Raw genomic sequence first — 26,576 nt, forward strand, 5'->3', positions numbered from 1 at the left:
GCTTGGCGTGCGAGGAGGCCGGGCATGACGACACGATGGCGCAGTGCGGCACTGGTCCTGGCTGCGGTCGGACTCGCGGCAGGTCCTGTGGGCGGGGGAGCGGGGGCGGTGTACGCCCGGGATGCCGCGGCAGCGCCCGTGCCGGCCGCGGCCGTCCCGGCTCCGGCCCCGACGCCGCCCCCCTCGCCCGCCCCGACCCCGAACCCCGCCTCCGACGAGTTTCCGCGGCTGACCCCGGCCGTGGCCCGCCAGCTGGACGACGCCGTCAAGAAGGTCCTGGCCGAGGCGAGGATTCCCGGCGTGATCGTGGCCGTGTCGGCGCCGGGCAAGGGCGAGTACGTACGGTCCTTCGGCGTCGCGGACAAGGCCACGGGCGCGCCGATGACCCCGAACCTGAACATGCGCATCGGGAGCGTGACGAAGACCTTCACCGTCACCGCCCTCCTCGAACTCGTCGACCAGGGCAAGGTCGGGCTGGACGACCCGATCGGGAAGTACATCGACGGGGTGCCGAACGGCGACCGGATCACCCTGCGCCAGCTGGCCGGGATGCGCAGCGGTCTGTTCAACTACTCCGCCGACGAGGACTTCTACAAGGCGCTGACCAGCGATCCCGACCGGCCCTTCACCCCGCAGGAACTGCTCGCGTACTCGTTCAAGCACCCGGTGCTGTTCGAGCCGAACGCGAAGTTCTACTACTGCAACACCAACCTCATCCTCCTCGGGCTGGTGGTGGAGAAGGTCACCGGTGTCCCCCTCGGCCGGTACATCGACCGGGAGGTCGTCGAACCGGCCGGGCTGGGGCACACGCTCTTCCCCACGGGCGCGGAGTTCCCCAGTCCGCACGCCCAGGGCTACACGAACCAGACCGCCTCAGGGAAGGTCGAGGTCTCCACCGACTGGAACCCCTCCTGGGGCTGGGCCGCCGGAGCGATGATCTCCGACCTCAGTGACCTGCGCAGCTGGGCGAAGACCCTGGCGACCGGGACCCTGCTGACCCCCGCCACCCAGGCGCAGCGGCTGAAGGTGGTCGACGCGCTCCCCGGCACGGGCTACGGCCTCGGGATCTTCAACGTCCAGGGCTGGATCGGCCACAACGGCTCACTGCCGGGCTACGGATCACTGGTCCTCTACCTGCCGGAGTCCCGGGCCACGCTCGTCGTGCTGCTGAACACGGACATCGGCTACGCGGGACAGGAGCCCAGCACCCTGTTCGGTGAGGCGATCACCAAGATCGTGACTCCGGACCGGGTCTACACCCTCCCCGCCCAGCCGGCTTCCTGACGGAGTGTGCGCCGAATACCTCAAGTCCTCGGACGGTTCTCCCCCGCGGCCGACTCCCGCCGTAGCGTAGGGCGTCGAGGGTCCGCACCGCCGGTCACCCTCGACCCACCCATGCTCTGCGGCGCGCGCAACACCCCCGAGGGAGACGCACATGAACGGTCAGGCACAGGCGGCACAGCAGGAGATGCGGCCGCCGGGGGAGGACGCCGCGACCGTCGTCTCGGTCCGCGCGGCCGGCGAGGCGGACGTCGAGACGGCGGCCGTGCTGTTCCGCGGCTATCTCGACTTCTACGAGGTGGACATCGAGGACCCGGACGCCCCGCGGGCCTTCCTGGCGGAGCGGATCGCCAAGGACGAGTCCCTGGTCCTGCTCGCCGATGTCCCGGAGACCGGCACGGTCGGGTTCGCACAGGTCTACCGCGGGTTCTCGTCCCTCTCCCTGCGGACCGCATGGGTCCTCAACGACCTGTACGTCGCCCCGGCGGGCCGGCGCACCGGGGCGGGCCGGGCACTGCTGCGCGAGGTGCTGCGCCGGGCCCGGGAGGCCGGGGTGTCCGGGGTGCAGCTGGAGACCGCGTACGACAACACCGTCGCGCAGGGGCTGTACGAGGCGGAGGGCTTCGTCCGCGAGGAGTTCCACGTGTACTTCCACGACCTGGGCTGAGCGGCTTCCTGCGGGAGTGCTGACGGGATCGGCGGCGGCGGAGGAGACATTCCTCAGGGGGGGTGAAACATTCCCCGCCGCCATCGCGTCAGAGGGGTGAGACGGACGCGAGGGGGAGTGAATGCGGCAGCGGCGCAGAGAAGGGTTCCGTGAGTTCGCGGCGGGCCGCTCGGGCCATCTGTACCGGTCGGCGTGTCTGCTCGTGAGCGGGGACACCCACCTCGCGGAGGACCTGGTGCAGGAGACGCTGGGGCGGATGTACCTGCAGTGGGGGCGGATCTCCCGCATCGACAATCCGGCGGCGTACGCGCAGACGGTGCTGGTACGGGTCTTCCTCACGCACCAGCGCCGCCGCTCGGCGGGGGAGCGGCCGGTCGGGGACGTCCCCGACTCGCGTGCCCCCGCGGCGGGCGGCGAGGATCCGGCGTTGCGGCTGACGCTGCTGGAGGCGCTGGGGCGGCTGGCGCCCAAGGACCGGGCGGTGCTGGTGCTGCGCTTCTGGGAGGACCGCAGCGTCGAGGAGACCGCCGACGCGATGAACTCCAGCTCGGCGGCGGTCCGTACCCGGACCACGCGGGCGCTCGCCCGGCTGCGGGAGCAGCTGGGCGGCAGTCTCACGGCCTTCGCGGACCTCTGAGACGGCCGGTCCGCCCGGGCCGGCTCCCGACCCCTCGCTCCCCACTCCACCCTTGCAACGGAAGGTCTGGTTCCCCATGTCTTTTGAAGCCGAACTCGCCGAAACCCTCCGGCGCACGGGGGAGGGTTTCACGACCGACCCCGGGTCTCTCGCGGAGGCGGGCGAGGGCCGCGGCCGACGGCTGGCGGCACGCCGCCGGGCCGCCGTGGCCGGTGGTTCCGTGCTGGCCCTGCTCGCCATCGCCGCGGCGGGGGCCTACTCCGGCGGCCTGCTCGCGGGATCCGGCGGCTCCGGCGCCGTGGGCGCCCCGGGTGCGGCCGATGCCGAGGCGCCGCCGACTCCGTCGGGCCAGGAGCGGCGTACCGGCGCCGGCACGGTCACCGCCGACCAGATGGTCGGGAACCTGACGGAGCTCCTGCCGGGCGGGAAGGTCACCAAGACGTCCGCGCGGGGCACCGGCGACGAGCTGGGCCCCATGGTCGCCGCCGTGTACGACGACGGGAAGGGCCGGGCGGCCATCACCCTCGGCCTCCAGCGGGTGGACCCCTTCGGCGCCTCGGCCCGCGGTCACACCGAATGCGCGGACAAGAACGTGCACGCCTACGACGACTGCCGGACCGAGCAACTGCCCGACGGTTCCCGACTGCTGCTCCACCAGGGATACGAGTACCCGGACCGCCGGGCGGACACCAAGGTCTGGCGGGCCGTGCTCGTGACCCCGCAGGGTTTCCTGGTCGACGCTTCCGAGTGGAACGCCGCTGCCGGCAAGGGAGCCTCCGTCTCCCGGACCGACCCGCCTCTGACCATCGCGCAGTTGAAGACCGTGGTCACCTCGGACAAGTGGCATGCGGCGCTGAACGACCTGCCGGCGGCCGAACCCGAGCCGGCGCCGCCGCCGGAGTCGATCGCACTGCGGGACCGGTATGCCGTGGATGCCCTCAAGCACCTGATGGCCGGGCTCGAGATCACCGTCCCGGTCATCTCCCAGGGAGGGCGGGGCGCGTACGGCTATGTCGTTCTCGACGACGGCAAGGGCAGGTCCCTGCTCCAGATGAACGTCCAGCAGGGCTCGGAGCACCCGGGGTTCACGGGGAAGCAGTCCTTCGTCACGGAACCCGACGGCACCAAGGTGAAGGTCACGGCGGGTCCGGGCGACAAGGACAGGAGCGTGACGCAGTGGAGCGTGGACACCTTGCGCACGGACGGGCTGCGCGTGGTGGTCACCGCCTTCAACACGGCCGATCAGAACGGCCCGGCCACGCGTCCCGCGCCCGCGCTGACCATGGATCAGCTGCGGAAGATCGCTCTGGCCCCCGAGTGGAACCAGACGGCCTCCACCGGCTGATCCTCCGGCTGATCCACCGGCCGGTCCCCCCGGTCCGCCTCATTTGGCGTCCGCGTAGCACTCCACGACCGCCGTGGTGAACGGGAACCGGACCGGGGTGTCGCCGAAGGCGATCCGGCCGGCCCGGTCGCCGGCGGCGCGGATCGCCTCCACCACGGCCCCGGCCTCCTCGGCCGGGCAGTGCACGATGACCTCGTCGTGCTGGAAGAACACCAGCTCGGCCCGCATACCGGCGGTCGCCTGCCGCAGGGCCGCGAGCAGCAGCAGGGCCCAGTCGGCCGCGCTGCCCTGGACGACGAAGTTACGGGTGAACCGGCCGCGGGCCCGGGTGTTGGTGGAGGCGTAGCTCGGGGTCCAGCCGCCGTCCCGGTCCTGCGGGGTCCCGGCCCCGCCCTCCCCGTCCGCCTCGCCCGGATCCACGCCGCCGTCGCCCGCCTCGTCCCCCTCGCCGGAGCCGGCCGGTGGCGGGCAGGTGCGGCCCAGCCAGGTCCGTACGAGCCGGCCCTCCTCCCCGGCCTTCGCCGCATCGTCCACGTACGCGACCGCGCGGGGGAAGCGGCGGCGGAGCGCGGCCAGGTTCTTCAGGCCGTCCCCGGAGGTCTGGCCGTACACGGCGCCGAGCACGGCGAGCTTGGCCTTGTCCCGGTCGCCGGAGAAGCCCTGCCGGGAGACGGCGGTGTAGAGGTCCGAGGCCTCCCCGGCGACCTCCATGAAGGCGGGGTCGCGGGAGATCGCGGCGAGCACGCGCGGTTCCATCTGGTCGGCGTCGGCGACGACGAGCCGCCAGCCGGGGTCGGCGACCACGGCCCGGCGGATCACCTTGGGGATCTGCAGGGCCCCGCCGCCGTTGGTGACCCAGCGGCCGGTGAGCGTCCCGCCGGGGATGAACTCCGGGCGGAAACGGCCGTCGCGGACCCAGTCCGCGAGCCAGGCCCAGCCGTGCGCGGTGTAGATCCGGTACAGCTTCTTGTACTCGATCAGCGGCTCGACGGCGGGATGGTCCAGCTCCTGGATCTCCCAGCGGCGGGTGGACTTGAGCTTGATCCCGGCCCCGGCGAAGGCCTTGATGACATCGGCGGGCAGATCGGGGCGCACGCGTCTGCCGAAGGCGGCGGACACCCGGTCGGCGAGCTCGGCGAGGCGCCGGGGCTCACCGCCGCCCGCGTACCGCTCACCGAGCAGCTCGGTCAGCAGGGCGCGGTGCACGTCGGCCCGCCAGGGCAGGCCCGCGCGGTTCATCTCGGCAGCGACGAGGAAGGCCGCCGACTCGGCGGCGACGAGCAGCCGCATCCGGTCGGGGTGGGCGGTGGCGCCCTGCCGCTTCGCCTGGTCGGCGTGGACGGCGAGCAGGGCGTCCAGGGGGACCGGGGTGGGCTGCGGGTCGAAGAGGGAGTCCTGGACGCGGGGCTCGGCGGCGCGCGGGCGCGGATCGGGCGGTACGGGGGCGTGCGTGAGCCTGGCCCAGGCGGCGGCCGCCGATCGGGGCTCGCCGGAGCGGCCCTCGTGGCCGAGGAGCAGCAGCTCGGCGTCCTCGATGTCGTGGCACCGCTCGACGCGGGCACCGGCGGCGAGCAGGCGCGGATACACGGCCGCGGTGGACGCCCAGACCCAGCGGGTACCGGGCGGGGCGGCGCGCACCGCGTCGGCGGGGTCGCGGACGCGCATCCGGGCTCCGTCGGCGGGGTCGACGGGCGCGGCGTGCCACCACCCGTCGCCGTCCTCGGCGAGGGCCCACCGGGGAGTGCGGTCGCTCATGGGTGCGAGTGTCCCACCGGGGTCTGACAGGGGCCGCGCGGCCGGGCCGTGCCGGGCCGTGCCGGGCCGTGCCGGGCCGCCGGGCGGGCGCGGCGCCGCTGCCGGGGCTCCGCCCCGGGCCCCGCGCCTCAAACGCCGGCGGGGCTGGAAGGGCGCCTCAAACGCCGGCGGGGCTGGAAGGTGTGCCGGCTGGGTCGGGAGGTGTGCCGGCGGGGTCGGGAGGAGTGCCGGCGGGGCCGGGAGCTGGGGCGGTGGTTGTGGTGTAGGTGTCCAGGGCCGGGTGCGGGGGGCGGGCGAGGAGGCGGCGGAGGGTGCCGCGGTCCGGGGTGTCGAGGAAGCCGGCCGCGATGGCCGAGTAGGTGGCCACCAGCATCGGGGGCTGGAAGGGGGCCAGGTCCGGGCCGGACAGGGCGCTGCGGGCCTCGGCCAGGGAGGCCGGTGCGTAGCGGGCGCCCACCGCCGCGGCGAGTTCCGCCCCGCCCAGGGCGCGGTCCCCGACCAGCTCGTAGACCTGCCCGGCGTGTGCGTCGGGTGCGAGGGACACCCGTACCGCCACCTCCGCCAGATCCTCCCGGGCGACCGCCGCGAGCCGGCCGTCGCCCAGCGGGGCGGTGATCACCCCGTCGGGCCCCGGCGCGGCGAGCGAGCTCAGCAGCTCCGCGTACAGCCCGTTGCGCAGCACCGTCCAGGCCACCGCGGAGCCGCGCAGGCGGCGTTCGGTCCAGCGGTGCGCCAGCGCGTACGGCAGGTGGTCGCCCGCCCCGGTGAGGCTGGTGTAGACGATGTGCCGCACCCCGTCCCGCTCGGCGGCCGAGACGGCGGCTTCGTGCCGTGCGACGACCTGGTCGTCCTCGCCGTAACCGGCCGAGATGAGCAGCAGGGTGTCCACCCCGGCGAAGTCGAGCGAGTCCGGGTCGTCGAAGTCCACCCGGACCTGGCCCGGGCCGTCCGGGACACGGGTGCCGAAGCGTACGTCCGGCCGGTCCGCCAGCCGGCGTGCGATCTGTGAGCCGAGTCCGCCGGAGGTGCCGGTGATCAAAAGCATGGGTGGTGGTCCTTCGTGGTCGCGCCGGTCGGCCTGGTTGGCTTCGGGGACGGGGACATCGTGCGCGGATGGGCGCACGGCACGTAAGGAGGCACTTCCATGTCAGTAGGGCACACCGGGGTAACCACCCCGGAGCCGCTGTTGAGCTGCGACGACGATTGCGGCATCCGCGATGTCCTCGACAGGCTCGGCGACAAGTGGTCCGTCCTCGTCGTGGTGGAGCTCGGCGCCGGTGTGCGCCGGTTCAAGGAGCTCCAGCGCGCGGTCGACGGCATCTCGCAGCGGATGCTCACCCTCACCGTCCGCCGCCTGGAGCGCGACGGCCTGGTCAGCCGGACCGTGCACGCCACCGTGCCGCCCCAGGTCGAATACGAGCTGACCGACCTCGGCCACAGCCTGACCCGACTGGTCAAGGGCCTCGCGGACTGGTCGCTCGAGCACCGCCCGCGGATCGAGGCCGCCCGCCGGGAATGGGACGCGAAGGCGGACATGCCAAGCTGAGAGGTGTGAGAGACCTTGCCGAGACCGTCGACCGAGCCTTTGCCGCAGCCCTCTACGCCCAGGACGACGCCGGGCTGGACACCGGGGCCTCGCTGCTCGTCGCCGATCAGGGCGGCTGGTCCGCGGTCGGGCGGGAGCTGCTGGCGCGCGGGGAGGCGTACGTGCGCCAGGGCTGGGAGCGGGGCTGGCGGCCGGCGGAGGTGCTGCGGCTGGTCCGGCGGGACCTCGACGAGCGGCACCTGCGGATCACCGGGGACCTGATCGCCGCCGAGGCGCGCCGCTACGCCCGGCTGCCCGCGCGCTGGGGCGCCGACGAGGTGTGGTGGGGCGGCGACGAGGAGTACGCCGACCGGCTCGCGCAGCGGGAACGGGCCGACCGGTTCACGCTCGCCACCGCCTACCTGGAGGTGCTGCGGCTGCTGATCCGGCTGCCCTCGATCGAACCGGTGGGCCCCCTTCCCGGGGATCCCGCGGACGAGCTGGAGCACGCCCACATAGAACCGCGCATGCTGGGCCGGATCCGGGCCCTGCTCGCCAAGGCCGAGGCGACCACCTACCCGGAGGAGGCGGAGGCGCTCAGTGCCAAGGCCCAGGAGCTGATGGCCCGGCACACCGTGGACGAGGCCCTGCTCGCCGCGAGCGGCAAGGGCCCGGCCCAGGTGCCCGGCGCCTGCCGGATCGGGGTCGAGCCGCCGTACGAGGAGGCGAAGGCGGTGCTGCTCGACGCGGTGGCCACCGCCAACCGCTGCCGGGCCGTGTGGAACAGCGGCTTCGAGTTCTCCACGGTGGTCGGCTTCGAGAGCGACCTGGAGGCGGTGGAGCTGCTGTACACCTCGCTGCTCGTGCAGGGCACGGCGGCGATGACCCGCGCGGAGGCCGCGCAGCGCTCCGGCGGGCGCAAGCGGACCAAGACCTTCAGGCAGTCCTTCCTGCTTGCCTACGCCAGCCGGCTCGGCCACCGGCTCGCCGAGACCGCCGAGCACACGGCGACGGAGGCCCCCGGCAACCTGCCGGCCCTGGTGGCCCGCGACGTGGCGGTCACCTCGCGCGCGGACGAGATGTTCCCCCGGACCACGACGACCAGGCTCCGCGGCGCCACCGACCACGCGGGCTGGGAGGACGGTACGGCGGCCGCCGACCGCGCCCACATGGGCGGCCGCCGCAACCCGCTGCCCCGCTGAAGGCGTCTTGCCGGATGAGGTGTCCGAGGCCTTCTACTCCTGAGTAGGGACCTGTCTGTGATCAACGGACCACCCCGCGTGCACGTGCATCTGCCCGTGCAGCAGGTCATGAACACAGCTATGATCCGGAGGAGTTGACATCTGCACTATCGGGGGCTTCCTGTGGACCACGCGTACAACGGGATGGCAGCTGCAGAACTCGCTACCTTGTTTGAGCTGACGTGGCAGAAGAGCAGACACAGCAACTCGCAGGGTTCCTGCGTGGAGTTCGCACGGCTGCCGGGTGGCGATGTCGCCATGCGCAATTCGCGCTTTCCCGACGGACCGGCACTCGTCTACACGCCGGCGGAGATAGAGGCCCTGCTCCTGGGCGTCAAGGACGGCGAGTTCGATCACCTGATCGGCTGACGGAACAGCGCACTCATCAAGCCATGCACGTGCACTGGCCGGGACCGATCGCAATGATCGATCCCGGCCAGTTGTCCTGTGTTCGCCCTCGGTCGGCGGCTGCGTCCGGCGGCTGCCTCCGGTGCTGCGGCCGGCGGCCGGCCGCTCAGTCCTGGAGCAGGAACAGCGCCCAGACCACCTTGCCGGTCAGCTGGCCCGCGAGCGGGTGCCAGCCCCAGCTGTCGCTGTACGAGTCCACCAGGAACAGCCCGCGCCCGGACTCCAGGTCGAAGTTCTCCTCGGTGCGCTCGGGCGAGAACGCCCCGCCCGGCCGGTCCTCGCTCGGGTCGCGCACCGCGCACACCAGCCGTGTGCTCCACCGCATCAGGTGCAGCCGTACCGGCGGCTCCGGCTCGGCGTCCGCGCACCGCGCGTCCTCCGGCAGGGCATGGCGCAGCGCGTTGGTGACGAGCTCGGAGACCACGAGGGCCACATCGTCGAAGCGGTCGTCGAGGCCCCACTGGGACAGCGTCGAACGACAGAAGGAGCGTGCTCCGCGCACCGCCTCGTAACGGGCGGGCAGGGCACAGGAGGCGGACCCGGAGACAGCCGTGGGGTCGACCGGGGGAAGCCCCTGCCGTAACGGCTCGAGCATGGTCGATCCATTCGTCCCCATGCGAGGCACTCCCGGGATTCGCGGGCGGAGCGGTCATCTCCGTCCAGAAAGAACTGCGGGGTGGGTCCGGCGCCGGCGCGAACAGCACGCAGGTGCGCGGGGACCATCGTTCCGAATGCTCGGGCCGGATGCAAGGGCAGATGCACGTGCATGCGCCGGACCTGTCCGCTCCCGTGACGGTTCTGACTCATTTCTTCCTACGCATACTTACGGACTTCTTTTCCCGCAGCCGGGATTCCGTTACAGAACGAGTACGGGCCGATGCGTTTTGGTGGCAGACTGCGGCCTCTGGGGTACGGGGGCCCCGAGACGCTCGCGCACACCACGCGCACGCCAATGCGATGGGGAGGGCAGTACTAGTGACCGCAGAAACAAGCGGTTCTGTGGTGCGCCGCATCCTCCTGGGCTCCCAGCTCAGGCGACTCCGAGAATCCCGCGGCATCACCCGTGAGGCGGCCGGCTACTCGATCCGCGCATCCGAATCGAAGATCAGCCGCTTGGAGTTGGGAAGGGTGAGCTTCAAGGCCAGGGACGTCGAGGACCTCCTCACGCTCTACGGAGTCACGGACAGCACGGAGCGCGAGTCGCTGCTCGGGCTGGTCCGCGAGGCCAACGCGACCGGCTGGTGGCACAGTTACGGCGACGTGCTGCCCGGGTGGTTCCAGACGTACGTCGGCCTGGAGGGCGCCGCCTCGCTCATCCGGATCTACGAAGTCCAGTTCGTCCACGGGCTGTTGCAGACCGAGGCCTACGCCCACGCGGTCGTCAAGCGCGGCATGCCCGGCGCCACCGCCGCCGAGGTCGACCGCCGCGTCGCCCTGCGCCTGGAGCGGCAGAAGGTCCTCGTCTCCGAGAACGCCCCGGTCTTCCACGCCGTCCTCGACGAGGCCGCGCTGCGCCGCCCGTACGGCGACCGCGAGGTCATGCGCGGTCAGCTGGAGCACCTCATCGAGGTCTCCCAGCGGCCCAACGTGCAGCTCCAGGTGATGCCCTTCTCCTTCGGCGGCCACGCGGGCGAGAGCGGAGCCTTCACCCTGCTGCGCTTCCCCGAGTCCGACCTGCAGGACATCGTCTATCTGGAACAGCTGACCAGCGCCCTCTACCTGGACAAGGACGAGGAAGTGGGTCAGTACGGAAGGGCCATGGAGCGGCTCCAGGCCGACTGCCCCGATCCCGACCGGACCAGGGATCTTCTCCGCGGCCTGCTCCAACTGTCTTGATTCGCACGTAGTATGACGCCTGATCAGTGCATGATGACCGATCGGTCTCCGGTGCAGCGCACGGGTGCGCGCTCGCAGTAAGGGATGGCATGTCCATATTCAGCGACCTGGCTCACCAGTACATCGACGGCGAATGGCTGGCCGGTACCGGTTCGTGGGACATCATCGACGTCAACCCGTACAACGGGGAGAAGCTCGCGGCCATCACCGTGGCCACCGTCGAGCAGGTGGACCAGGCCTACCGCGGCGCCGAGCGCGCCCAGCGCGAATGGGCCGCCACCAGCCCGTACATCAGACGCGCGGTCCTGGAACGCGCCCTTCGGATCACCGAGGAGCGCGAGAAGGAGATCGTCGAGGCGATGATCGACGAGCTCGGCGGCACCCGTCCCAAGGCCGAGTACGAGGTCCACCTCGCGATGGAGTTCATCCGCGAGTCGCTCCAGCTGGCCGTCCGCCCCGAAGGCCGGATCCTCCCCTCGCCGGTCGAGGGCAAGGAGAACCGGGTCCAGCGGCTGCCCGTGGGCGTCATCACCGTGATCAGCCCCTTCAACTTCCCGTTCCTGGTCACCCTGAAGTCGGTCGCCCCGGCCCTGGCACTGGGCAACGCGGTCGTCATCAAGCCCAACCAGAACGCCCCGGTCGTCGGCGGCGGCGTGATCGCCAAGATCTTCGAGGACGCCGGACTGCCCGCCGGCCTGCTGAACGTCCTGGTCACCGACATCGCCGAGATAGGCGACGCGCTCCTGACCCACCCGGTCCCCAAGGTCATCTCGTTCGCGGGATCGGACCGGGTCGGCCGGCATGTCGGGGCGGTCGCCGCCCGTCACTTCAAGCGCACCGTCCTGGAGCTCAGCGGCAACAGCGCGCTCGTCGTCCTCGACGACGCCGACCTCGACTACGCGGTGGACGCGGCCGTCTTCAGCCGCTTCGTCTACCAGGGCCAGGTCTGCATGGCCGCCAACCGGATCCTCGTCGACGCGTCCGTCGCGGAGGAGTTCACCGAGAAGTTCACCGCGCGCGTGCGCAGCCTCAAGACTGGCGACCCGCACGAGGCCGACACCCACATCGGCCCCCTGATCAACTCCTTCCAGGCCGACGCCCTGACCGCGCTCGTGGACGAGGCCGTGGAATCCGGCGCCCAGGCGCTCGTACGGGGGTCTACGCGCGGCAACCTGGTGGAACCCACGGTGCTCGCCGGGATCCCCGAGGACTCCCCGCTGCTGGGCCAGGAGATCTTCGGCCCGGTGGCCCTGCTGGTCGTCTTCGACGGCGAGGACGAGGCCGTACGGCTGACCAACGCGACCCCCTACGGGCTCAGCGGCGCCGTGCACACCCGGGACGTGGAGCGCGGCGTCCGCTTCGCGCAGCGGATCGAGACGGGCATGATCCACGTCAACGACTCCACCATCGGTGACGAGCCGCTGGCCGCGTTCGGCGGCGAGAAGGCCTCCGGCCTGGGCCGGCTGAACGGCGAGGCCACCATCGAGGCCTTCACCACGCAGAAGTGGATCTCCGTACAGCACGGCCGGACGACCTTCCCCTTCTAGGTCTCACAGGCCGCACCCCCAGGGGGTGTCATGTGGGCCGGGCCGGGCTCGCGGTGTCCGGCACGCACGCACCGGACACCGCTCCCTGATCCGACCCGGCCCACAGGACACCCCCTAGACTCGGCCGGGCGTAGGCAGCCGCCCGGGGGAGATCGAGTTGAGCAACATACCGGAGACCGGCCGGACCCCTCGGGTCCAGAACCGGCTCGTCGTCATCCAGATCGTGGTCTTCTCACTGCTGCTCACGCTGGGCGGGCGCCTCTGGTACCTCCAGATACGCAACGGGTCGGAGTACACGGACGAGGCGAAGAACAACCACGTCCAGCAGGTGGTCCAGCCCGCCGTGCGCGGCTCGATCCTGGACTCGCGCGGGGTTCCGCTCGCCGACAACGCGACCCACCTCGTGGTCTCCGCCAGCCGCACCGAGCTGCTGACCATGAAGGACAAGGGCAAGTCCGTGCTGACCCGGCTCGCCGGGGTGCTCGGCCTGGACGCCCAGGAGGTCATCGACAAGGTCCGGCTCTGCGACTCCAAGACCAAGCAGCCCTGTTGGAACGGATCCCCCTACCAGCCGATCCCGGTCAGCGACGAGGCGACCACCGAGCAGGCCCTGCAGATCCGCGAGCACCCCGAGGACTTCCCGGGCATCACGGCCGAGGCGACCGCCCTGCGCCGCTACGCCGCCCCCGACCAGGCCAACACCTCCCAGGTGCTCGGCTACCTCTCGCCGGTCACCGACGAGGAGATCTCCAAGGCGAAGAAGTCGGACTCGCCGTACCTGCGCTCGGACCAGGTCGGCCGCTCCGGCCTGGAGCGCACGTACGACAAGGAGCTGCGCGGCAAGGCGGGCATCACCCGCTACGAGGTGGACAACCTGGGCCGGGTCATCGGGCAGGGCGAGACCGACCCGGCGCGGCCCGGCTCGAACATCGTGACCTCGATCGACTCCCGCGTGCAGGCCGTCGCCGAACGCGAGCTGAACAACGCGATGATCGACGCCCGCAAGGTCTACGACAAGAACACCCGCCGCAACTACGAGGCCGACTCGGGCTCCGTCGTGGTGATGGAGACCAGGACCGGCCGGGTCGTGGCGATGGCGTCGAACCCGACCTACGACCCCAACGCGTGGGTGGGCGGCATCTCCGCCAAGGACTACGCGGGCCTGACCGACAAGGAGTCGAACTACCCGCTGCTGAACCGGGCCATCCAGGCCCAGGCGGCGCCTGGGTCGATCTTCAAGGTGGTCACCTCGACCGCCGCGGTCAACGCCGGGTACCCGTTCAACAACCGCTACCCCTGCCCCAGCTCGTACTCGGTGGGCAGCCAGACCTTCACGAACTTCGAGTCGCAGGGCCACGGCGACATCACCATCGGCCGGGCCCTGGAGGTCTCCTGCGACACCGTCTACTACGCGATCGCGGACCAGGAGTGGAAGAAGGACGGCGGCATCAACCCGAAGAAGAACCCGAACGACTGGTTCCTCAAGACCGCCCACGAGTTCGGGCTGGGCAGGCGCACCGGCGTCGACCTGCCGAACGAGGTCCCCGGCCGGGTACCCGACCGGAAGTGGAAGGAGGACTTCTTCGACGCGAACCGGGACGCCTGGTGCCGGGACGGCAAGAAGAACGGCTCCTTCGCGGAGAAGATCGCCTACGAGAACTGCCGGCAGGGCAACCAGCTGCGTGAGGGCGACGCCATCAACTACTCGATCGGCCAGGGCGACACGCTCGTCACCCCGATCCAGATGGCCTCCGTCTACTCGGCCATCGCCAACGGCGGCACGATCCACCAGCCCAGCATCGGCAAGGCGATCGTCAGCGCCGACGGCACCTCGGTCCAGGAGATCGCCCCGAAGGAGGCGGGCAAGCTCCCGATGGACGCCAGGACCCGCGACAACATCGACGAGGCCCTCGCCGGCGTGGCCACCAACGGCAGCGCGGCCTGGCGCTTCGGCGGCTGGCCGCAGAAGCAGATCCCCATGCACGCCAAGACGGGTACCGCCGAGGTCCAGGGCAAGCAGACGACCTCGTGGTTCGCCTCGTACACCGAGGACTACGCGATCGTCATGACCATCTCCCAGGGCGGCACCGGCTCCGGCGCTTCGGGACCGGCCGTCCGCAACATCTACGAGGCGATGTACGGGCTCGACCCGACGGGCAAGCAGGACCTGACCAAGGCGCTGCTCCCCAAGCCCGCCACCGCGCTCCCGGCGATCCGTCCGGACGGGGAAACCGCCCCCAACTGAAGGGGCATTGAGGACAGGATCTGACCGCAAGGGTCCGTAGCGTGTGTCGTGTCGGGGGAAGGAACCCCGGCACGGACACTCCACGCAGAAGGCGGTCGGTCATGGCTCAGATTTCCACCGAGGTCCCCGGCGACGAGCGCGGCACGCTTCTCGCCTTCGTCGAGGCCCAGCGCACGGCCATCCGTGAATCGATCCTCGGGCTGAGCGAGGAGCAGGCCGCGAGCCGCCCGAGCGTCAGCGAGCTCACCCTGTCCGGGCTGATCAAGCACGTGGCCGAGGTCGAACTGAACTGGCTGCGCCTGGCCCAGCAGGTGCCGAACGAGAAGCAGCGCACCCAGGAGACCTGGGGCGAGGCCTTCCGCCTGGTCGAGGGCGAGTCCATCCCGTCGGTGCTGGCCTTCTGGGACGGGGTCGCGGAGCAGACGGCGGCCTTCGTCGCGGCCGTCCCGAGCCTGGACGACACCTTCCCGCTCCCGCCGGCGCCCTGGTTCCCCAAGGAGACCAAGGTCTCGATGCGCTGGATGCTCCTGCACCTGGTGGAGGAGTTCGCCCGGCACGCGGGCCACGCGGACATCGTCCGGGAGTCCCTGGACGGGACCCGCGCCATGGGGTGAGCACGGGTGAGTAGCCTGGCCCCATGTCAGCGATCCGGCTTCTTGTCCTCGGTGCGGTCCGCCAGCACGGGCGGGCCCACGGGTACCAGGTACGCAACGACCTGGAGTACTGGGGCGCCCACGAGTGGTCGAACACCAAGCCCGGATCGATCTACCACGCGCTCAAGCAGATGGCGAAGCAGGGCGTCCTGCACGCCCACGAGGTGGCGCCGAGCGTGGCGGGCGGGCCGCCGCGCACGGAGTACGAGGTGACGGACGCCGGCCGCGAGGAGTACTTCAGGCTGCTGCGCGAGGCCCTCGCGTCGTACGACCAGAAGACGGACGTGCTGTCGGCGGCGATCGGCTTCATGGTCGACCTGCCGCGGGCGGAGGTCCTCGCGCTGCTCCGGGAGCGGATGGCGAAGCTGGCCCTCTGGCGGTCGTCGGTGACGGACTACTACACGCCGGAGGGCGGCCCGCAGTCGCTGGGCCACATCGGCGAGATCATGCACATGTGGGTCCACTCCGCGGACGCAGAGGCGGAGTGGACCCGGGGGCTGATCGCCCGGCTCGAGGGGGGCGCGTACTCCTTCGCGGGTGAGGGCGGGGATCCGTTCGTAGGGGTCCTCGCGGACGGCCAGGAGAATCCGTACGCCGCGCAACAAGGTGCGTAATCAAGTTTGACTAGCCGAAGGGCGGGCATTACCTTGGGCGACCCAGCTACTCAAATTTGACTAATGGAGGAGCGGTTTTGGCGATCTTCGTCGAAGGTGTCCACAAGCGGTACGGCGACAAGTCCGCACTGGCCGGGCTCGACCTGGAGGTGAAGCCCGGGACGGTGCACGCCGTGCTCGGCCCCAACGGTGCCGGGAAGACGACGGCCGTGCGCATCATGAGCACCCTGCTGCGGCACGACGAGGGCGTGGTCCGGGTGGCGGGTCACGACGTACGCACCCGGGCACAGGCCGTACGCGCCCGGATCGGGCTGCTCGGCCAGCACGCGGCGCTCGACGAGGAACTGGGCGGGCGGCAGAACCTGGAGATGTTCGGCCGCCTGAACCACCTCGGGGCGCGGCGCGCCGGGCTGCGGGCCGACGAACTGCTCGACCGCTTCGGCCTCGCGGACACCGGCCGCAAGCCGGTCAAGCAGTACAGCGGCGGCATGCGGCGCCGGCTCGACCTCGCGGCATCCCTGATCACCGACCCGGAGGTGCTCTTCCTCGACGAGCCGACCACCGGGCTCGACCCGCGCGGCCGCAACGAGGTGTGGAGCGCGGTCCGCTCCCTGGTGGGCGGCGGCACCACGGTCCTGCTGACCACGCAGTACCTGGAGGAGGCCGACCAGCTGGCCGACCGCATCACGCTGATCGACCGGGGGAGGACGGCGGCCGAGGGCACGGCCGACGCGCTGAAGTCCCTCGTCGGGGCCGACCGGATCGTCGTCGTCCTGCGGGACGCCGCACGGCTCGCGCAGGCGGCGGAGCTGCTGCCGGACCCGTCCGTGGACCCGGAGTCGCTGACCCTGAGCTTCCCCGTGGAGGACCGGATGGCGGGCCTGGCGCTGACCCTGCGCGCGCTGGAGGAGGCGGGCATCGAGGCGCTGGACCTCGCCGTCCGCCGCCCCACGCTCGACGAGGTCTTCCTGCACCTGACCGACCGTACGGACGCACCGGAGGTGGCCGCGTGAGCGCGACGAGCACGAGTCCGGGCCCGAGCACCCGGAAGATCGCGAGCAACGGCAACGGCAACGGCAACGGCAACGGCAACGGCGTGGGAGCGGGCGCGCGGCCGGGCGTGCCCTGGGTCCTCGTGGACTCCTGTCCCCGGGATGCTCGCGCTGACCATGGCCTTCGGGCTGGAGGCGACGATGACCGCCGTCACCCAGGACCTGGGCAAGGGGGTGATCGACCGCTTCCGCGCCATGCCGATGTCCTCCGCCGCGGTGCTCGGAGGAACTCGACGTACTCGCCGTCGATGCCGCGCCCGCCGCCGATCAGGAAGCCGAACATCAGCAGCATCATCACCGGGAAGACCAGGCCGACGAGGTGGGCCGCAGCGCGGCGGACATGCTCCAGTCGGCGGTGGGCCTGGCCGTCCTCGCGGGCGTCGGCCTGCTGCTGGGCTGGCGCTGGCACGGCTCGCCGGCGGCCGCACTGCTGGCCTTCGCGCTGCTCCTGCTGCTGCGCTTCGCGATGCTGTGGATCGGCATCTGCCTCGGCATGGTCGCGGGCCGTCCGGAGCTGGTGCAGGCGGTGCAGATCCTGGTGTGGCCGGTGGGCTTCCTCTCCAACGCCTTCGCGACGCCCGAGTCGATGCCGGGCTGGCTGGGGACGGTGGTGGAATGGAACCCGATGTCGGCGACGGCGACCGCGGTCCGCGACCTGTTCGGCAACCCCGCCGCGGCCGGGTCCTCGTGGGCCGGCGACCATGCCGCGCTGCTCGCCGTCGGCTGGCCGGTCCTGCTGCTGGCGGTCTTCTTCCCGCTGGCGGTGGCCAGGTTCCGCGGCTTGGGCAGGTAGCCGTCGCGGGCGGGCTTGCACCTCACGCCACGTGAGGGACCACAGTGAAGGGCGTACCCAACCAGAGGGCGGAAGAGATGAGCCACTCCGTGGGCCAGGTCGCCGGATTCGCCGGAGTCACGGTGCGCACGCTGCACCACTACGACGAGATCGGTCTGCTCTCCCCGAGCGGCCGCAGCCACGCAGGACACCGGCGGTACGAGGACGCCGACCTGGACCGGCTGCAGCGGATCCTGTTCTACCGGGAGCTCGGCTTCCCCCTCGACGAGGTCGCGGTCCTGCTGGACGACCCGGAAACGGATCCGCGGGAGCATCTGCGCCGGCAGCATGCCCTGCTGATCGACCGGATCGACCGGCTCCAGCAGATGGCCGAGGCCGTTGAGCACGCCATGGAGGCGAAGAAGATGGGCATCAACCTGACGCCGGAGGAGAAGTTCGAGGTCTTCGGGGACTTCGATCCCGATCAGTACGCCGCGGAGGCCGAGCAGCGGTGGGGCGGCACCGACGCCTACGCGCAGTCGCAGCGCCGGGCAGCGGCCTGCACCAAGGAGGACTGGAAGCGGATCCTGGCCGAGGCCGACGACATCAACCGGCGCCTGGCCGCGCTGATGGAATCGGGCGCTTCCGCCGAGTCGGCGGAGGCCATGGACCTGGCCGAGGAGCACCGCGGCTGGATCGACGGGAACTGCTACACCTGCTCGTACGAAATGCATACCAACCTGGGCGAGATGTACGTGGCGGACGAGCGGTTCACGGCCACCTACGATGCCGTCCGGCCGGGGCTGGCGGTGTTCCTGCGGGACGCGATCATCGCCAACGCGGTGCGCAAGCTGTAGGCGCGGACGTCATGCATTCGACCCCCTCCGGTCCCTGGAACCGGGCGGGGGTCGTGTGCGTTGATAATTGAAACCGCTCCTTCCGCAGTACGCCCCCCGATCCAGGAGAGCCCGGAAACCGTGTATACGCTTGCCCTCGGCCCTGAGTGGCTGTCCCCGGACTATCTGATCTCGCACTTCGGTCTGATCGGCATCCTGGTCATCGTCTTCGCCGAGTCGGGACTCTTCGCGTTCCTCCCCGGCGACTCGCTGCTCTTCACGGCGGGCCTGCTGGTCGCGGACGGGCAGTACATCAAGCAGCCGCTGTGGCTGGTCTGCACCCTGATCGTGGCCGCCGCGATCATCGGTGACCAGGTCGGCTACATGATCGGCAAGTTCTTCGGCCCGAAGCTCTTCAACCGGCCGAACTCCAAGCTCTTCAAGCGGGAGAACCTGGACAAGGCGCACGAGTTCATGGACCGGCACGGCCCGAAGGCCATCGTGCTCGCCCGCTTCGTCCCGATCATCCGCACCTTCGCCCCGATGGTCGCGGGCGCCGGCTCGATGAAGTACCGCACCTTCCTGACGTACAACATCATCGGTGGCATCGGCTGGGGCGCGGGCGTCACGATCGCCGGCTACTGGCTCGGACAGATCGAGTTCATCAAGACGAACGTCGAGCCGATCCTGGTCGGCATCGTCCTGGTGTCGGTCATCCCGGTGGTCTTCGAGGTCCTCAAGGCCCGCAAGGAGAACAAGGCGAACGCCGGCGCCGAGGCGGCCGCGGCGCCCGCCGCCGACGGTTCGGGCCCCCAGGCCCCGGGCGCGCGCGGCCGCCACGCCAAGCGCTGAACCGCCGGAGCGCCGAGCGGGCCCACCGCCCCGCGGCGCCGCCCGTACGACCGTGACGCCCCGGAGCCCCGTAGAGGGCCCCGGGGCGTACGTGCACCCCTGCGCGGCCCTCTACGGGGCCCGTACGGCCGACCGCTGACCGCCGTACGGGCGTCCGTACGGTCAGAAGCCGCGGGTCCGCTTCGCGGCGCGGCGCTTGGCGGCGCTCGCGGCCCCCGGGATGCGCATGAACAGCCGCGAGGTCTCCGACCCGAGGTTGACCCCGATCGCGATGGCCAGCGCGATGGCCGCGGCGTTCACCAGCGAGCCCAAGCCCTCGTTCAGCCGGTTCTCGGCGATGAGCAGCAGCCCGTAGTACACCGCCGAGCCGGGCAGCAGCGGTCCGATGGCGGCCGTGACGTACGGCAGGGCGGAGGCGAAGCGGTAGCGGGAGAAGAGCTGCCCGAAGAGGCCCACCAGCCCGGCCGCGATGGCCGTGGACGGTACGGGCGGGATGCCCCCCGCGTAGTGCAGGGCCCCGAAGGTGACCCAGGCGACCGCGCCGTTCAGCGTCACGATCCACACGGTGGAGCGTTCCTGCTGGAGCAGGATCGCGAAGGTGAACACCAGCACCATCGAGGCGGCGATCTGGATCAGCGGCCGCTGCTGGATCTGCAGGACCTCCTCCGGCCGCGGCGAGGCGTCGAACTGCAGGCCCACGTAGAGCACGACCAGCACGCCCATGATGATGCCGATGAAGAGGTACATGACCTCCAGCAGCCGGGCCGACGCGGTGATGTAGTAGCCGGTCAGGCCGTCCTGCACGGCCGCGACCACAGCCCGTCCCGGCAGCAGCGCGAACAGCCCACCGGTGATCACGGCGGAGGCCTTGACGTCGATCCCCGTCATGTTGAGCGCCACCCCGATGGCGGCGGGCGGCATCGCGGCGACCACGAACTGGTAGAACTCGGGCAGCCCGCGCCCGGCGCACAGCCAGGCCAGGCGGTCGCCGAGGACCGCGCCGATCGCGGCGGCGAAGAAGACGAGGACCCCGCCGCCGACCAGCGTGGAGGCGGCACCGGCGAGCAGGCCGGCGGAGGCCGTGAGCATCCAGCCGGGGTAGGGGTGCCGGTTGCGGCGGATCTCGGCGAGGCGCCGATAGGCCTCCTCCAGCGAGACGTCGATCTCGTGCGCGCTGATGTCGTCCACGAGCCGGAACACGGCCGCGAGCCGGTTGTAGTCGGTGCCGCGGCGGCGCACGGTCCGGCTGGCCGAGACCGGGTCGCCCACCAGCGAGGGGTGGTGGGTGATCGACAGCATGGTGAAGGTGACGGTCGGCTCGCAGCGGTCCAGCCCGTAGGAACGGGCCACCGCGAACATCGCGGCCTCCACGTCCTCGGCGCCCTCACCGCCCGCGAGCAGCAGCTCGCCGATGCGCAGGGTCAGGTCGAGCACGCGGCCCACGGCGGGGCCGGTCTCGCTCTGCCGCTGGACCAGATCCGGCACGGGCCGGACGTCGACCGGCATGCGCAGCATCGTGCGCATCCGGTCCTGCCAGGGCGATTCCTTCATCTGCGCGACGGGGAAGCCCTGGCCGGGGGTGTAGGCGGTCGGGGAGTTCGCCGCCCGGTAGGTGGCCGGGGCGGCGAAGGCCGACCCCTCGGGCTCGGGCGGCACCGGACCGGTACCCGCCGGGAGAGCGAATTCCGAGGTGGGCTGGTCCTCCTCCAGAGGCTCCGGCTCCATCCCGGGCGGCGCCGTGAACGCGCTGTGCGCCTCGTCGGACTGGGGCTTCCTGTCCTCTGCCCCCTCGGCCTCCGCCACGCGTCCTCCAGTCCGTGATCACCCGGGTATCAGTATGCGGAATCGTTTCCTCCCACCGCATGCCCAGCCGGGCCTCATCCGCCCGCGAACGCGACGACGGGCGGCACCCCCGAAGGGATACCGCCCGCCATGTCACGAGGGGCGCGGGGCAGTGCCCCGGCCCGTCACCGCCGAGCGCGAGCTCAGTGGTGGCCGCCCTGCGCCTCCAGGCGCTTGTACGAGGCCTCGATCTCGGCCTCGGCCTCGGTGCGGCCGACCCAGTTCGCGCCCTCGACGGACTTGCCCGGCTCCAGGTCCTTGTAGACCTCGAAGAAGTGCTGGATCTCCAGGCGGTCGAACTCGGAGACGTGGTGGATGTCGCGCAGGTGCTCGACACGCGGGTCGGAGGCCGGCACGCAGAGCAGCTTGTCGTCGCCGCCCGCCTCGTCCGTCATGCGGAACATGCCGATGGCGCGGCACTTGATCAGGCAGCCCGGGAAGGTCGGCTCGTCAAGGATGACCAGCGCGTCCAGCGGGTCGCCGTCCTCGCCGAGGGTGTTCTCGACGAAGCCGTAGTCGGCCGGGTAGCTGGTCGAGGTGAAGAGGCGACGGTCCAGACGGATCCGGCCGGTCTCGTGGTCCACCTCGTACTTGTTCCGCGAACCCTTGGGGATCTCGATGGTGACGTCGAACTCCACGTCCTGCTCCTCCATGATCAGCTGCATTGCTTCGGGACTGCATTGGTTCAACTGCGTGCACGTCCGGCCCGGCCTCCCCCAGCCGGGTGGGGTGCCATGCTCGCGGCAAGACGCAGTGGTTAAGTGTCCCTCACGCATATGTGTGATCGCGAAAGGGGCTGGTCCGAGGTGCCATTGGACAAGACGTGGCAGCTCATCGCAGGGTCGGCCGTCGCCGGCCTGGCCCTGTCGGTGGCAGCGGTGTCCGCCGCCGGTCCCTGGGACTCCGGCCAGCGTAAGGCCGAGCGGGACAGAGCCGCCTCCTGGGGCCGTACGGGTGGCGCAGATCACGGTGGCGCCACCGGCTCCGGGGACCTCCCGCAGGCCGCGCCCAGCGCCCCCGGGGTGCTCGGCGCGATCGGCCCCGGCGCCGTGCGCGGGCAGAGCGCCGCCCCCGCCGCGCCCGCCTCCGCCGGGGGCCTGGCCGCCGCCCTGAAGCCGCTGCTCGCCGATCCCGCGCTCGGCACCGTCCGTACCGCGTCCGTCGTCGACACCACCACCGGGCAGGTCCTCTACGAGTCCGGGGCGCGCGACGCGATGACCCCCGCCTCCACCGTCAAGATCGTCACCGCCGCGGCCGTGCTGGCCGCCCTCGGCCCCGAGCACCGGATCAGGACCACCGTCGCGCCCGGCACCGCCCCCGGACAGATCGTCCTGGTCGGCGGCGGAGACCCCTCACTCACCGCGAAGAAGAAGAGCCCCGCCGGATCCGGCGGCAGCCTCGTCGCTCTCGCCGCCGACACCGCACAGGCCCTCAAGGCCGCCGGCACCGACACCGTGACCCTGGCCTACGACGACAGCCTCTACAGCGGCCCCGCCCGCCACCCGATCGGCGTCAACCCCAACCTCGCCACCGTGACCGCCCTGACGGCCGACGAGGGCCGCCCCGGCGGAGAGCCCGTCTCCGGGCCCGTGGAGCGCAGCGAGGACCCCTCCGGGGACGCCGCCCGGGCCTTCCGCACCCTGCTGGAGGAGCGGGGCATCAAGGTCACCGGCCAGCCCGTCCGGGCCAAGGCCGCCGTCGGCGTCCAGCCGCTGGCCGTCACCCTCTCCACCCCGGTGGCCGGGCTCGTGGAGCGGATGCTGACCAGCAGCGACAACGACATCGCCGAGTCCCTCGCCCGGCAGACCGCCCTCGCCTCCGGCCGGCCCGCCAGCTTCGAGGGCGCCGAGAAGGCCGTCACCGACCGCCTCACCGCCCTCGGCGTCGAGGTGGCCGGCTCCCGCTTCGCCGACGGCAGCGGCCTGAACCGCGCCGACAAGGTCAGCGCGAGCCTGCTGACCGGGCTCCTCGTCAAGGCCGCCGACCCCCGGCACCCGGAGCTGCGGCCGGTCCTCACCGGGCTGCCCGTCGCCGGATTCACCGGAACCCTCAAGGCCCGCAACTCAGGCAGCTCACCGGCCGCCGGCCTGGTCCGGGCCAAGACCGGCACCCTCACCGGGGTCAACTCCCTCTCCGGCACCGTCGTCGACTCCTCCGGCCGGCTCCTCGCCTTCGCCTTCCTGACAGCCAACAGCCCAGGACCCGAAGGCGCCGAGAAGGCGCTCGACAAGCTGGCCGCCGCCGTCGCGACCGCTTCGTAGGGGGTCCGCCGGAGGGCCGGTCCACGTACGGTTGACGCATGACGAGCATCAGTGGTGCGGAGATGGTCGACTGGAACCTCGCGGTGGCGACCGCGACCCGACTGGTACGACCCGGCCCGGAGGTCACCCGGGACGAGGCGCGAGCCGTCGTGGCGGAGCTGCGCAGGCACGCCAGGACCTCGGAACGGCACGTGCGCGAGTTCACCCGGATGATCCCGGAGGGGGCCTCGGTCCCCGACACGCCCGTCCTGGTCGTCGACAGGGCCGGCTGGGTCAAGGCCAACGTCGCCGGATTCCGCGAGCTGCTCCAGCCGCTTCTGGGCAAGATGCAGGAGCGCCGCGCGGGTGCCCCCGGCGGAGCCGTCCTCGGGTCCGTGGGCGGCAAGGTCACCGGCGTCGAGCTGGGCATGCTGCTGAGCTTCCTGGCCTCCCGCGTCCTCGGCCAGTACGAGACCTTCGCGCCCGTCTCCCGGGACCTGCCGGCCTCCGCCGCCGGCGGCCGGCTGCTGCTCGTCGCGCCCAACATCGTGCACGTCGAGCGCGAGCTGGAGGTGCACCCGCACGACTTCCGGCTGTGGGTCTGCCTGCACGAGGAGACGCACCGTACACAGTTCACGGCCGTCCCGTGGCTGCGCGCCCACCTCGAAGGCGAAATCCAGACGTTCCTCGGCGCCACCGAAGTGGACCCCACGACCGTCCTGGAACGCCTCCGCGAGGCCGCCCAGTCCTTCGCCGGCGCCCGCCCGGACGCCGAGCGCGGAGACGAGGGGCGCTCCCTCGTGGAGCTCGTGCAGACCCCCGAGCAGCGCGAGATCCTGGCCCGGCTCACCGCCGTCATGTCCCTGCTGGAGGGCCACGCCGACTTCGTCATGGACGGCGTGGGCCCCCAGGTGGTGCCCTCGGTCGCCGAGATCCGCGAGAAGTTCCAGCAGCGCAGGGCCAGCGGAGCCGGCCGGCTCGACGCCGTCCTGCGCAAGCTGCTGGGCCTCGACGCCAAGCTGCGCCAGTACCGCGACGGCGAGCGCTTCGTGCGCGCCGTCGTCGGCCAGGTCGGCATGGACGGCTTCAACCGCGTGTGGACCTCACCGAACACGCTGCCGACCAAGGCCGAGATCGACAGGCCCGCCGACTGGGTGGCCCGCGTGCACAGCAAGGGGAGCGAACAGAGCGAAGCGGAGTGACACAGGGGGCGTAAACATGTCTCACTGGGGGAAGCAGCGTCACCCGTCCGAGGGACCGTGGGGCGTGGAAGGGCGTGCGATGCTCGGGGAACGGCTCGGCTCTGTCACCATCGACGCACTCTGAGTGACATCCTCCCGTTCCGCGGGGGCAGCCGGGCAGCACCACCCCAGCACACCACCCCAACGCCTCCGAGGCATCCGAACTCCATCGAAGGGCACCGGACATGGGTCCCCATCCTGCGGTCGCGGCGATACGCCTGGCGGTCCGCCGCGTACTCCACGACGTCCTCACCGACCTCACCGACAGTCCCGCCCACCGCCGCGCCGTCGGGGGGCCCCTCCCGCTCGTCCTCGTCGCCTGCTCCGGCGGCGCCGACTCCATGGCGCTCGCCTCCGCGCTGGCCTTCGAGGCCCCCAAACTCGGACTGAGGGCCGGCGGCATCACCGTCGACCACGGCCTCCAGCCCGGCTCCGACCTGCGCGCCGCCGAGGTCGTCACCCGCATGACCGCACTCCGCCTCGACCCGGTGGAGTCCGTCGCCGTGCGCGTCGGCCGCGACGGCGGACCCGAGGCCGCCGCCCGCGACGCCCGCTACGGGGCCCTGGACGAGGCCGCGGACCGGCTCGGCGCGGTCGCCGTGCTGCTCGGCCACACCCGCGACGATCAAGCCGAAACCGTCCTGCTGGGCCTGGCCCGCGGCTCCGGCATCCGCTCGCTCTCCGGCATGCCCGAGGTCTCCGGCGGCACCGCGGGGCGCACCAACCGCTACCGCCGCCCCTTCCTCCAGGTCGACCGGCAGACCGCCCGCAAGGCCTGCATGGTCCAGTCCCTCCCCGTCTGGGACGACCCGCACAACATCGACCCCGCCTACACCCGCTCCCGGCTGCGCCACGAGGGACTGCCCGCCCTCGAGAAGGCGCTCGGCAAGGGTGTCGTCGAGGCACTCGCCCGCACTGCGCAGCTCTCCCGGGACGACGCCGACGCCCTGGACGCCTGGGCCGCCGAGGCGGAGGGCGGCGTACGCGACGCGGACGGGCGCCTGGAGTGCGCCAAGCTCTACGCCCTGCCCCCGGCCGTCCGCCGCCGCGTGCTGCGCAGGGCCGTGGTCGCGGCCGGGTCCCCCGCGGGCTCCCTCTTCGCCCGCCACATCGAAGAAGTCGACCGCCTCATCACCGGATGGCGGGGTCAGGGCGCCATCAACCTGCCCGGCCGGGTCGAGGCCCAGCGGCAGGGTGGCAGACTTGTCATCCGGCAGGGCTGATTGGTGCTGAAACACGGCTGAGTCCTCCGGGGTCGCCCCCGGAGCCCCGGCCGACAACGAAAGTGATGCGGGTGGACGAGAAGGACATGGGCAGCGACCTCCAGTCGGTGCTCATCACCAAGGAAGAGATCGACGCGAAGCTGGCCGAGCTGGCCGCGAAGATCGACGCGGAGTACGCGGGCAAGGACCTGCTCATCGTCGGTGTGCTCAAGGGCGCCGTGATGGTGATGGCGGACCTGGCGCGTGCCTTGTCCACCCCGCTCACCATGGACTGGATGGCGGTGTCCTCGTACGGCGCCGGGACCCAGTCCTCCGGCGTGGTGCGGATCCTCAAGGACCTGGACACCGACATCAAGGACAAGCACGTCCTGATCGTCGAGGACATCATCGACTCGGGCCTGACGCTGTCCTGGCTGCTGTCGAACCTGGGCTCCCGCCAGCCGGCCTCCCTGGAGGTCGTCACGCTGCTGCGCAAGCCCGAGGCGGCGAAGGTCGCGATCGACGTGAAGTGGGTCGGCTTCGACATCCCCAACGAGTTCGTCGTGGGCTACGGCCTCGACTACGCGGAGAAGTACCGCAACCTGCCGTTCGTCGGCACGCTCGCCCCGCACGTCTACGGCGGCTGACCCCGCCCCCGCCCCCGCCCCCAGGAATCGCCGGAGACTCCGGGGAACCTGGGGGCGATTCCCGCCGTTGGAGCAGGGGGAAGGCGGGTCTGTCACCCGTCCCACGGGCCGCGGGTGACAATTCAGGGGTACATTCCG

General features: G+C 71.7%; 23 protein-coding genes and 2 pseudogenes. 20 read left to right on the forward strand and 5 right to left on the reverse strand.

Going from position 1 to position 26,576, the window contains the following annotated elements:
- The first annotated feature begins 24 nt into the window (after positions 1 to 24).
- From OG753_RS23735 to OG753_RS23750, 4 genes are all read left to right on the forward strand, one after another.
- Positions 25 to 1,284: a serine hydrolase domain-containing protein gene (locus tag OG753_RS23735; RefSeq protein ID WP_327263713.1), complete on the forward strand. Its 1,260-nt coding sequence runs from the start codon at positions 25 to 27 to the stop codon at positions 1,282 to 1,284.
- A 151-nt stretch (positions 1,285 to 1,435) separates the two neighbouring features.
- The gene (locus OG753_RS23740) at positions 1,436 to 1,948 is read left to right on the forward strand and encodes a GNAT family N-acetyltransferase (protein WP_405790037.1); all 513 of its coding nucleotides are present in this window, start codon (positions 1,436 to 1,438) and stop codon (positions 1,946 to 1,948) included.
- Between the two features lie 121 nt (positions 1,949 to 2,069).
- Positions 2,070 to 2,585: a SigE family RNA polymerase sigma factor gene (locus tag OG753_RS23745; RefSeq protein WP_327263715.1), complete on the forward strand. Its 516-nt coding sequence runs from the start codon at positions 2,070 to 2,072 to the stop codon at positions 2,583 to 2,585.
- Between the two features lie 76 nt (positions 2,586 to 2,661).
- Entirely contained in the window at positions 2,662 to 3,930 is a 1,269-nt protein-coding gene (locus tag OG753_RS23750; RefSeq protein ID WP_405790038.1) for a hypothetical protein, read from the forward strand.
- A 39-nt stretch (positions 3,931 to 3,969) separates the two neighbouring features.
- On the opposite strand, the gene OG753_RS23755 is transcribed toward OG753_RS23750, so the two are convergent.
- Together OG753_RS23755 and OG753_RS23760 are read right to left on the reverse strand one after the other, a co-directional pair.
- Positions 3,970 to 5,685 carry a bifunctional 3'-5' exonuclease/DNA polymerase gene (locus tag OG753_RS23755; RefSeq protein WP_405790040.1) on the reverse strand — a complete coding sequence of 572 codons (1,716 nt, stop codon included), beginning with the start codon at positions 5,683 to 5,685 and terminating at the stop codon, positions 3,970 to 3,972.
- 157 nt (positions 5,686 to 5,842) lie between these two features.
- Entirely contained in the window at positions 5,843 to 6,730 is an 888-nt protein-coding gene (locus OG753_RS23760; RefSeq protein WP_405790042.1) for an NAD(P)H-binding protein, read from the reverse strand.
- 99 nt (positions 6,731 to 6,829) lie between these two features.
- Here OG753_RS23760 and OG753_RS23765 point away from each other — a divergent pair, with 99 nt between their 5' ends.
- From OG753_RS23765 to OG753_RS23775, 3 genes are all read left to right on the forward strand, one after another.
- Complete coding sequence (locus OG753_RS23765) at positions 6,830 to 7,231, forward strand: helix-turn-helix domain-containing protein (RefSeq protein WP_327263719.1); 402 nt, start codon at positions 6,830 to 6,832, stop codon at positions 7,229 to 7,231.
- Positions 7,201 to 8,412, forward strand: a complete 1,212-nt coding sequence (locus OG753_RS23770) for a DUF2786 domain-containing protein (RefSeq protein WP_405790044.1) — start codon at positions 7,201 to 7,203, stop codon at positions 8,410 to 8,412. The genes OG753_RS23765 and OG753_RS23770 overlap by 31 nt, the downstream gene beginning before the upstream one ends.
- A 162-nt stretch (positions 8,413 to 8,574) precedes the next feature.
- A complete protein-coding gene (locus OG753_RS23775) occupies positions 8,575 to 8,820 on the forward strand; it encodes a DUF397 domain-containing protein (protein ID WP_030383576.1) in 246 nt (81 codons plus the stop codon).
- A 145-nt stretch (positions 8,821 to 8,965) separates the two neighbouring features.
- Here the strand turns inward: OG753_RS23775 and OG753_RS23780 are convergent, their stop codons facing one another.
- Entirely contained in the window at positions 8,966 to 9,475 is a 510-nt protein-coding gene (locus OG753_RS23780; protein WP_405790046.1) for an ATP-binding protein, read from the reverse strand.
- 341 nt (positions 9,476 to 9,816) lie between these two features.
- Between OG753_RS23780 and OG753_RS23785 the strand changes: the two genes are divergently transcribed.
- The 9 genes and pseudogenes from OG753_RS23785 to OG753_RS23825 all read left to right on the forward strand — a co-directional run bounded on the left by OG753_RS23785 (position 9,817) and on the right by OG753_RS23825 (position 19,266).
- On the forward strand, positions 9,817 to 10,695 hold the full coding sequence (locus tag OG753_RS23785) for a helix-turn-helix domain-containing protein (RefSeq protein ID WP_405790048.1): 879 nt from the start codon (positions 9,817 to 9,819) through the stop codon (positions 10,693 to 10,695).
- An 89-nt stretch (positions 10,696 to 10,784) separates the two neighbouring features.
- Positions 10,785 to 12,242: an aldehyde dehydrogenase family protein gene (locus OG753_RS23790; RefSeq protein WP_327263723.1), complete on the forward strand. Its 1,458-nt coding sequence runs from the start codon at positions 10,785 to 10,787 to the stop codon at positions 12,240 to 12,242.
- A gap of 157 nt (positions 12,243 to 12,399) precedes the next feature.
- Positions 12,400 to 14,469: pseudogene (mrdA, locus tag OG753_RS23795) on the forward strand (penicillin-binding protein 2); the annotation flags it as partial.
- A gap of 119 nt (positions 14,470 to 14,588) precedes the next feature.
- Positions 14,589 to 15,101, forward strand: coding sequence for a DinB family protein (locus OG753_RS23800; protein WP_405790050.1), 513 nt, complete (start codon positions 14,589 to 14,591; stop codon positions 15,099 to 15,101).
- A 23-nt stretch (positions 15,102 to 15,124) separates the two neighbouring features.
- Entirely contained in the window at positions 15,125 to 15,754 is a 630-nt protein-coding gene (locus tag OG753_RS23805) for a PadR family transcriptional regulator (protein ID WP_405790052.1), read from the forward strand.
- A 77-nt stretch (positions 15,755 to 15,831) separates the two neighbouring features.
- On the forward strand, positions 15,832 to 16,767 hold the full coding sequence (locus OG753_RS23810; RefSeq protein WP_405790054.1) for an ATP-binding cassette domain-containing protein: 936 nt from the start codon (positions 15,832 to 15,834) through the stop codon (positions 16,765 to 16,767).
- A gap of 132 nt (positions 16,768 to 16,899) precedes the next feature.
- A pseudogene (locus OG753_RS23815) lies at positions 16,900 to 17,599 on the forward strand (ABC transporter permease); the annotation flags it as partial.
- Between the two features lie 77 nt (positions 17,600 to 17,676).
- Positions 17,677 to 18,435, forward strand: coding sequence for a MerR family transcriptional regulator (locus OG753_RS23820; RefSeq protein WP_405790056.1), 759 nt, complete (start codon positions 17,677 to 17,679; stop codon positions 18,433 to 18,435).
- Positions 18,436 to 18,555: 120 nt separating this feature from the next.
- Complete coding sequence (locus tag OG753_RS23825) at positions 18,556 to 19,266, forward strand: VTT domain-containing protein (protein WP_327263728.1); 711 nt, start codon at positions 18,556 to 18,558, stop codon at positions 19,264 to 19,266.
- A 162-nt stretch (positions 19,267 to 19,428) separates the two neighbouring features.
- Here OG753_RS23825 and OG753_RS23830 read toward each other — a convergent pair whose 3' ends face one another.
- Complete coding sequence (locus OG753_RS23830) at positions 19,429 to 21,069, reverse strand: threonine/serine exporter family protein (RefSeq protein ID WP_327263729.1); 1,641 nt, start codon at positions 21,067 to 21,069, stop codon at positions 19,429 to 19,431.
- 182 nt (positions 21,070 to 21,251) lie between these two features.
- Complete coding sequence (locus tag OG753_RS23835) at positions 21,252 to 21,746, reverse strand: inorganic diphosphatase (RefSeq protein ID WP_008742522.1); 495 nt, start codon at positions 21,744 to 21,746, stop codon at positions 21,252 to 21,254.
- Positions 21,747 to 21,914: 168 nt separating this feature from the next.
- Between OG753_RS23835 and dacB the strand changes: the two genes are divergently transcribed.
- The 4 genes from dacB to hpt all read left to right on the forward strand — a co-directional run bounded on the left by dacB (position 21,915) and on the right by hpt (position 26,438).
- A complete protein-coding gene (gene dacB / locus OG753_RS23840) occupies positions 21,915 to 23,369 on the forward strand; it encodes a D-alanyl-D-alanine carboxypeptidase/D-alanyl-D-alanine-endopeptidase (protein ID WP_327263730.1) in 1,455 nt (484 codons plus the stop codon).
- A gap of 38 nt (positions 23,370 to 23,407) precedes the next feature.
- Positions 23,408 to 24,550, forward strand: a complete 1,143-nt coding sequence (locus tag OG753_RS23845; RefSeq protein ID WP_327263731.1) for a zinc-dependent metalloprotease — start codon at positions 23,408 to 23,410, stop codon at positions 24,548 to 24,550.
- Positions 24,551 to 24,774: 224 nt separating this feature from the next.
- Positions 24,775 to 25,812: a tRNA lysidine(34) synthetase TilS gene (gene tilS / locus OG753_RS23850; protein WP_327263732.1), complete on the forward strand. Its 1,038-nt coding sequence runs from the start codon at positions 24,775 to 24,777 to the stop codon at positions 25,810 to 25,812.
- Positions 25,813 to 25,877: 65 nt separating this feature from the next.
- Positions 25,878 to 26,438 carry a hypoxanthine phosphoribosyltransferase gene (gene hpt / locus OG753_RS23855; RefSeq protein WP_030228417.1) on the forward strand — a complete coding sequence of 187 codons (561 nt, stop codon included), beginning with the start codon at positions 25,878 to 25,880 and terminating at the stop codon, positions 26,436 to 26,438.
- The last annotated feature ends 138 nt before the right edge of the window (positions 26,439 to 26,576 follow it).

It is taken from the genome of Streptomyces sp. NBC_00029, from assembly GCF_045160505.1.
GTDB lineage: Bacteria > Actinomycetota > Actinomycetes > Streptomycetales > Streptomycetaceae > Streptomyces.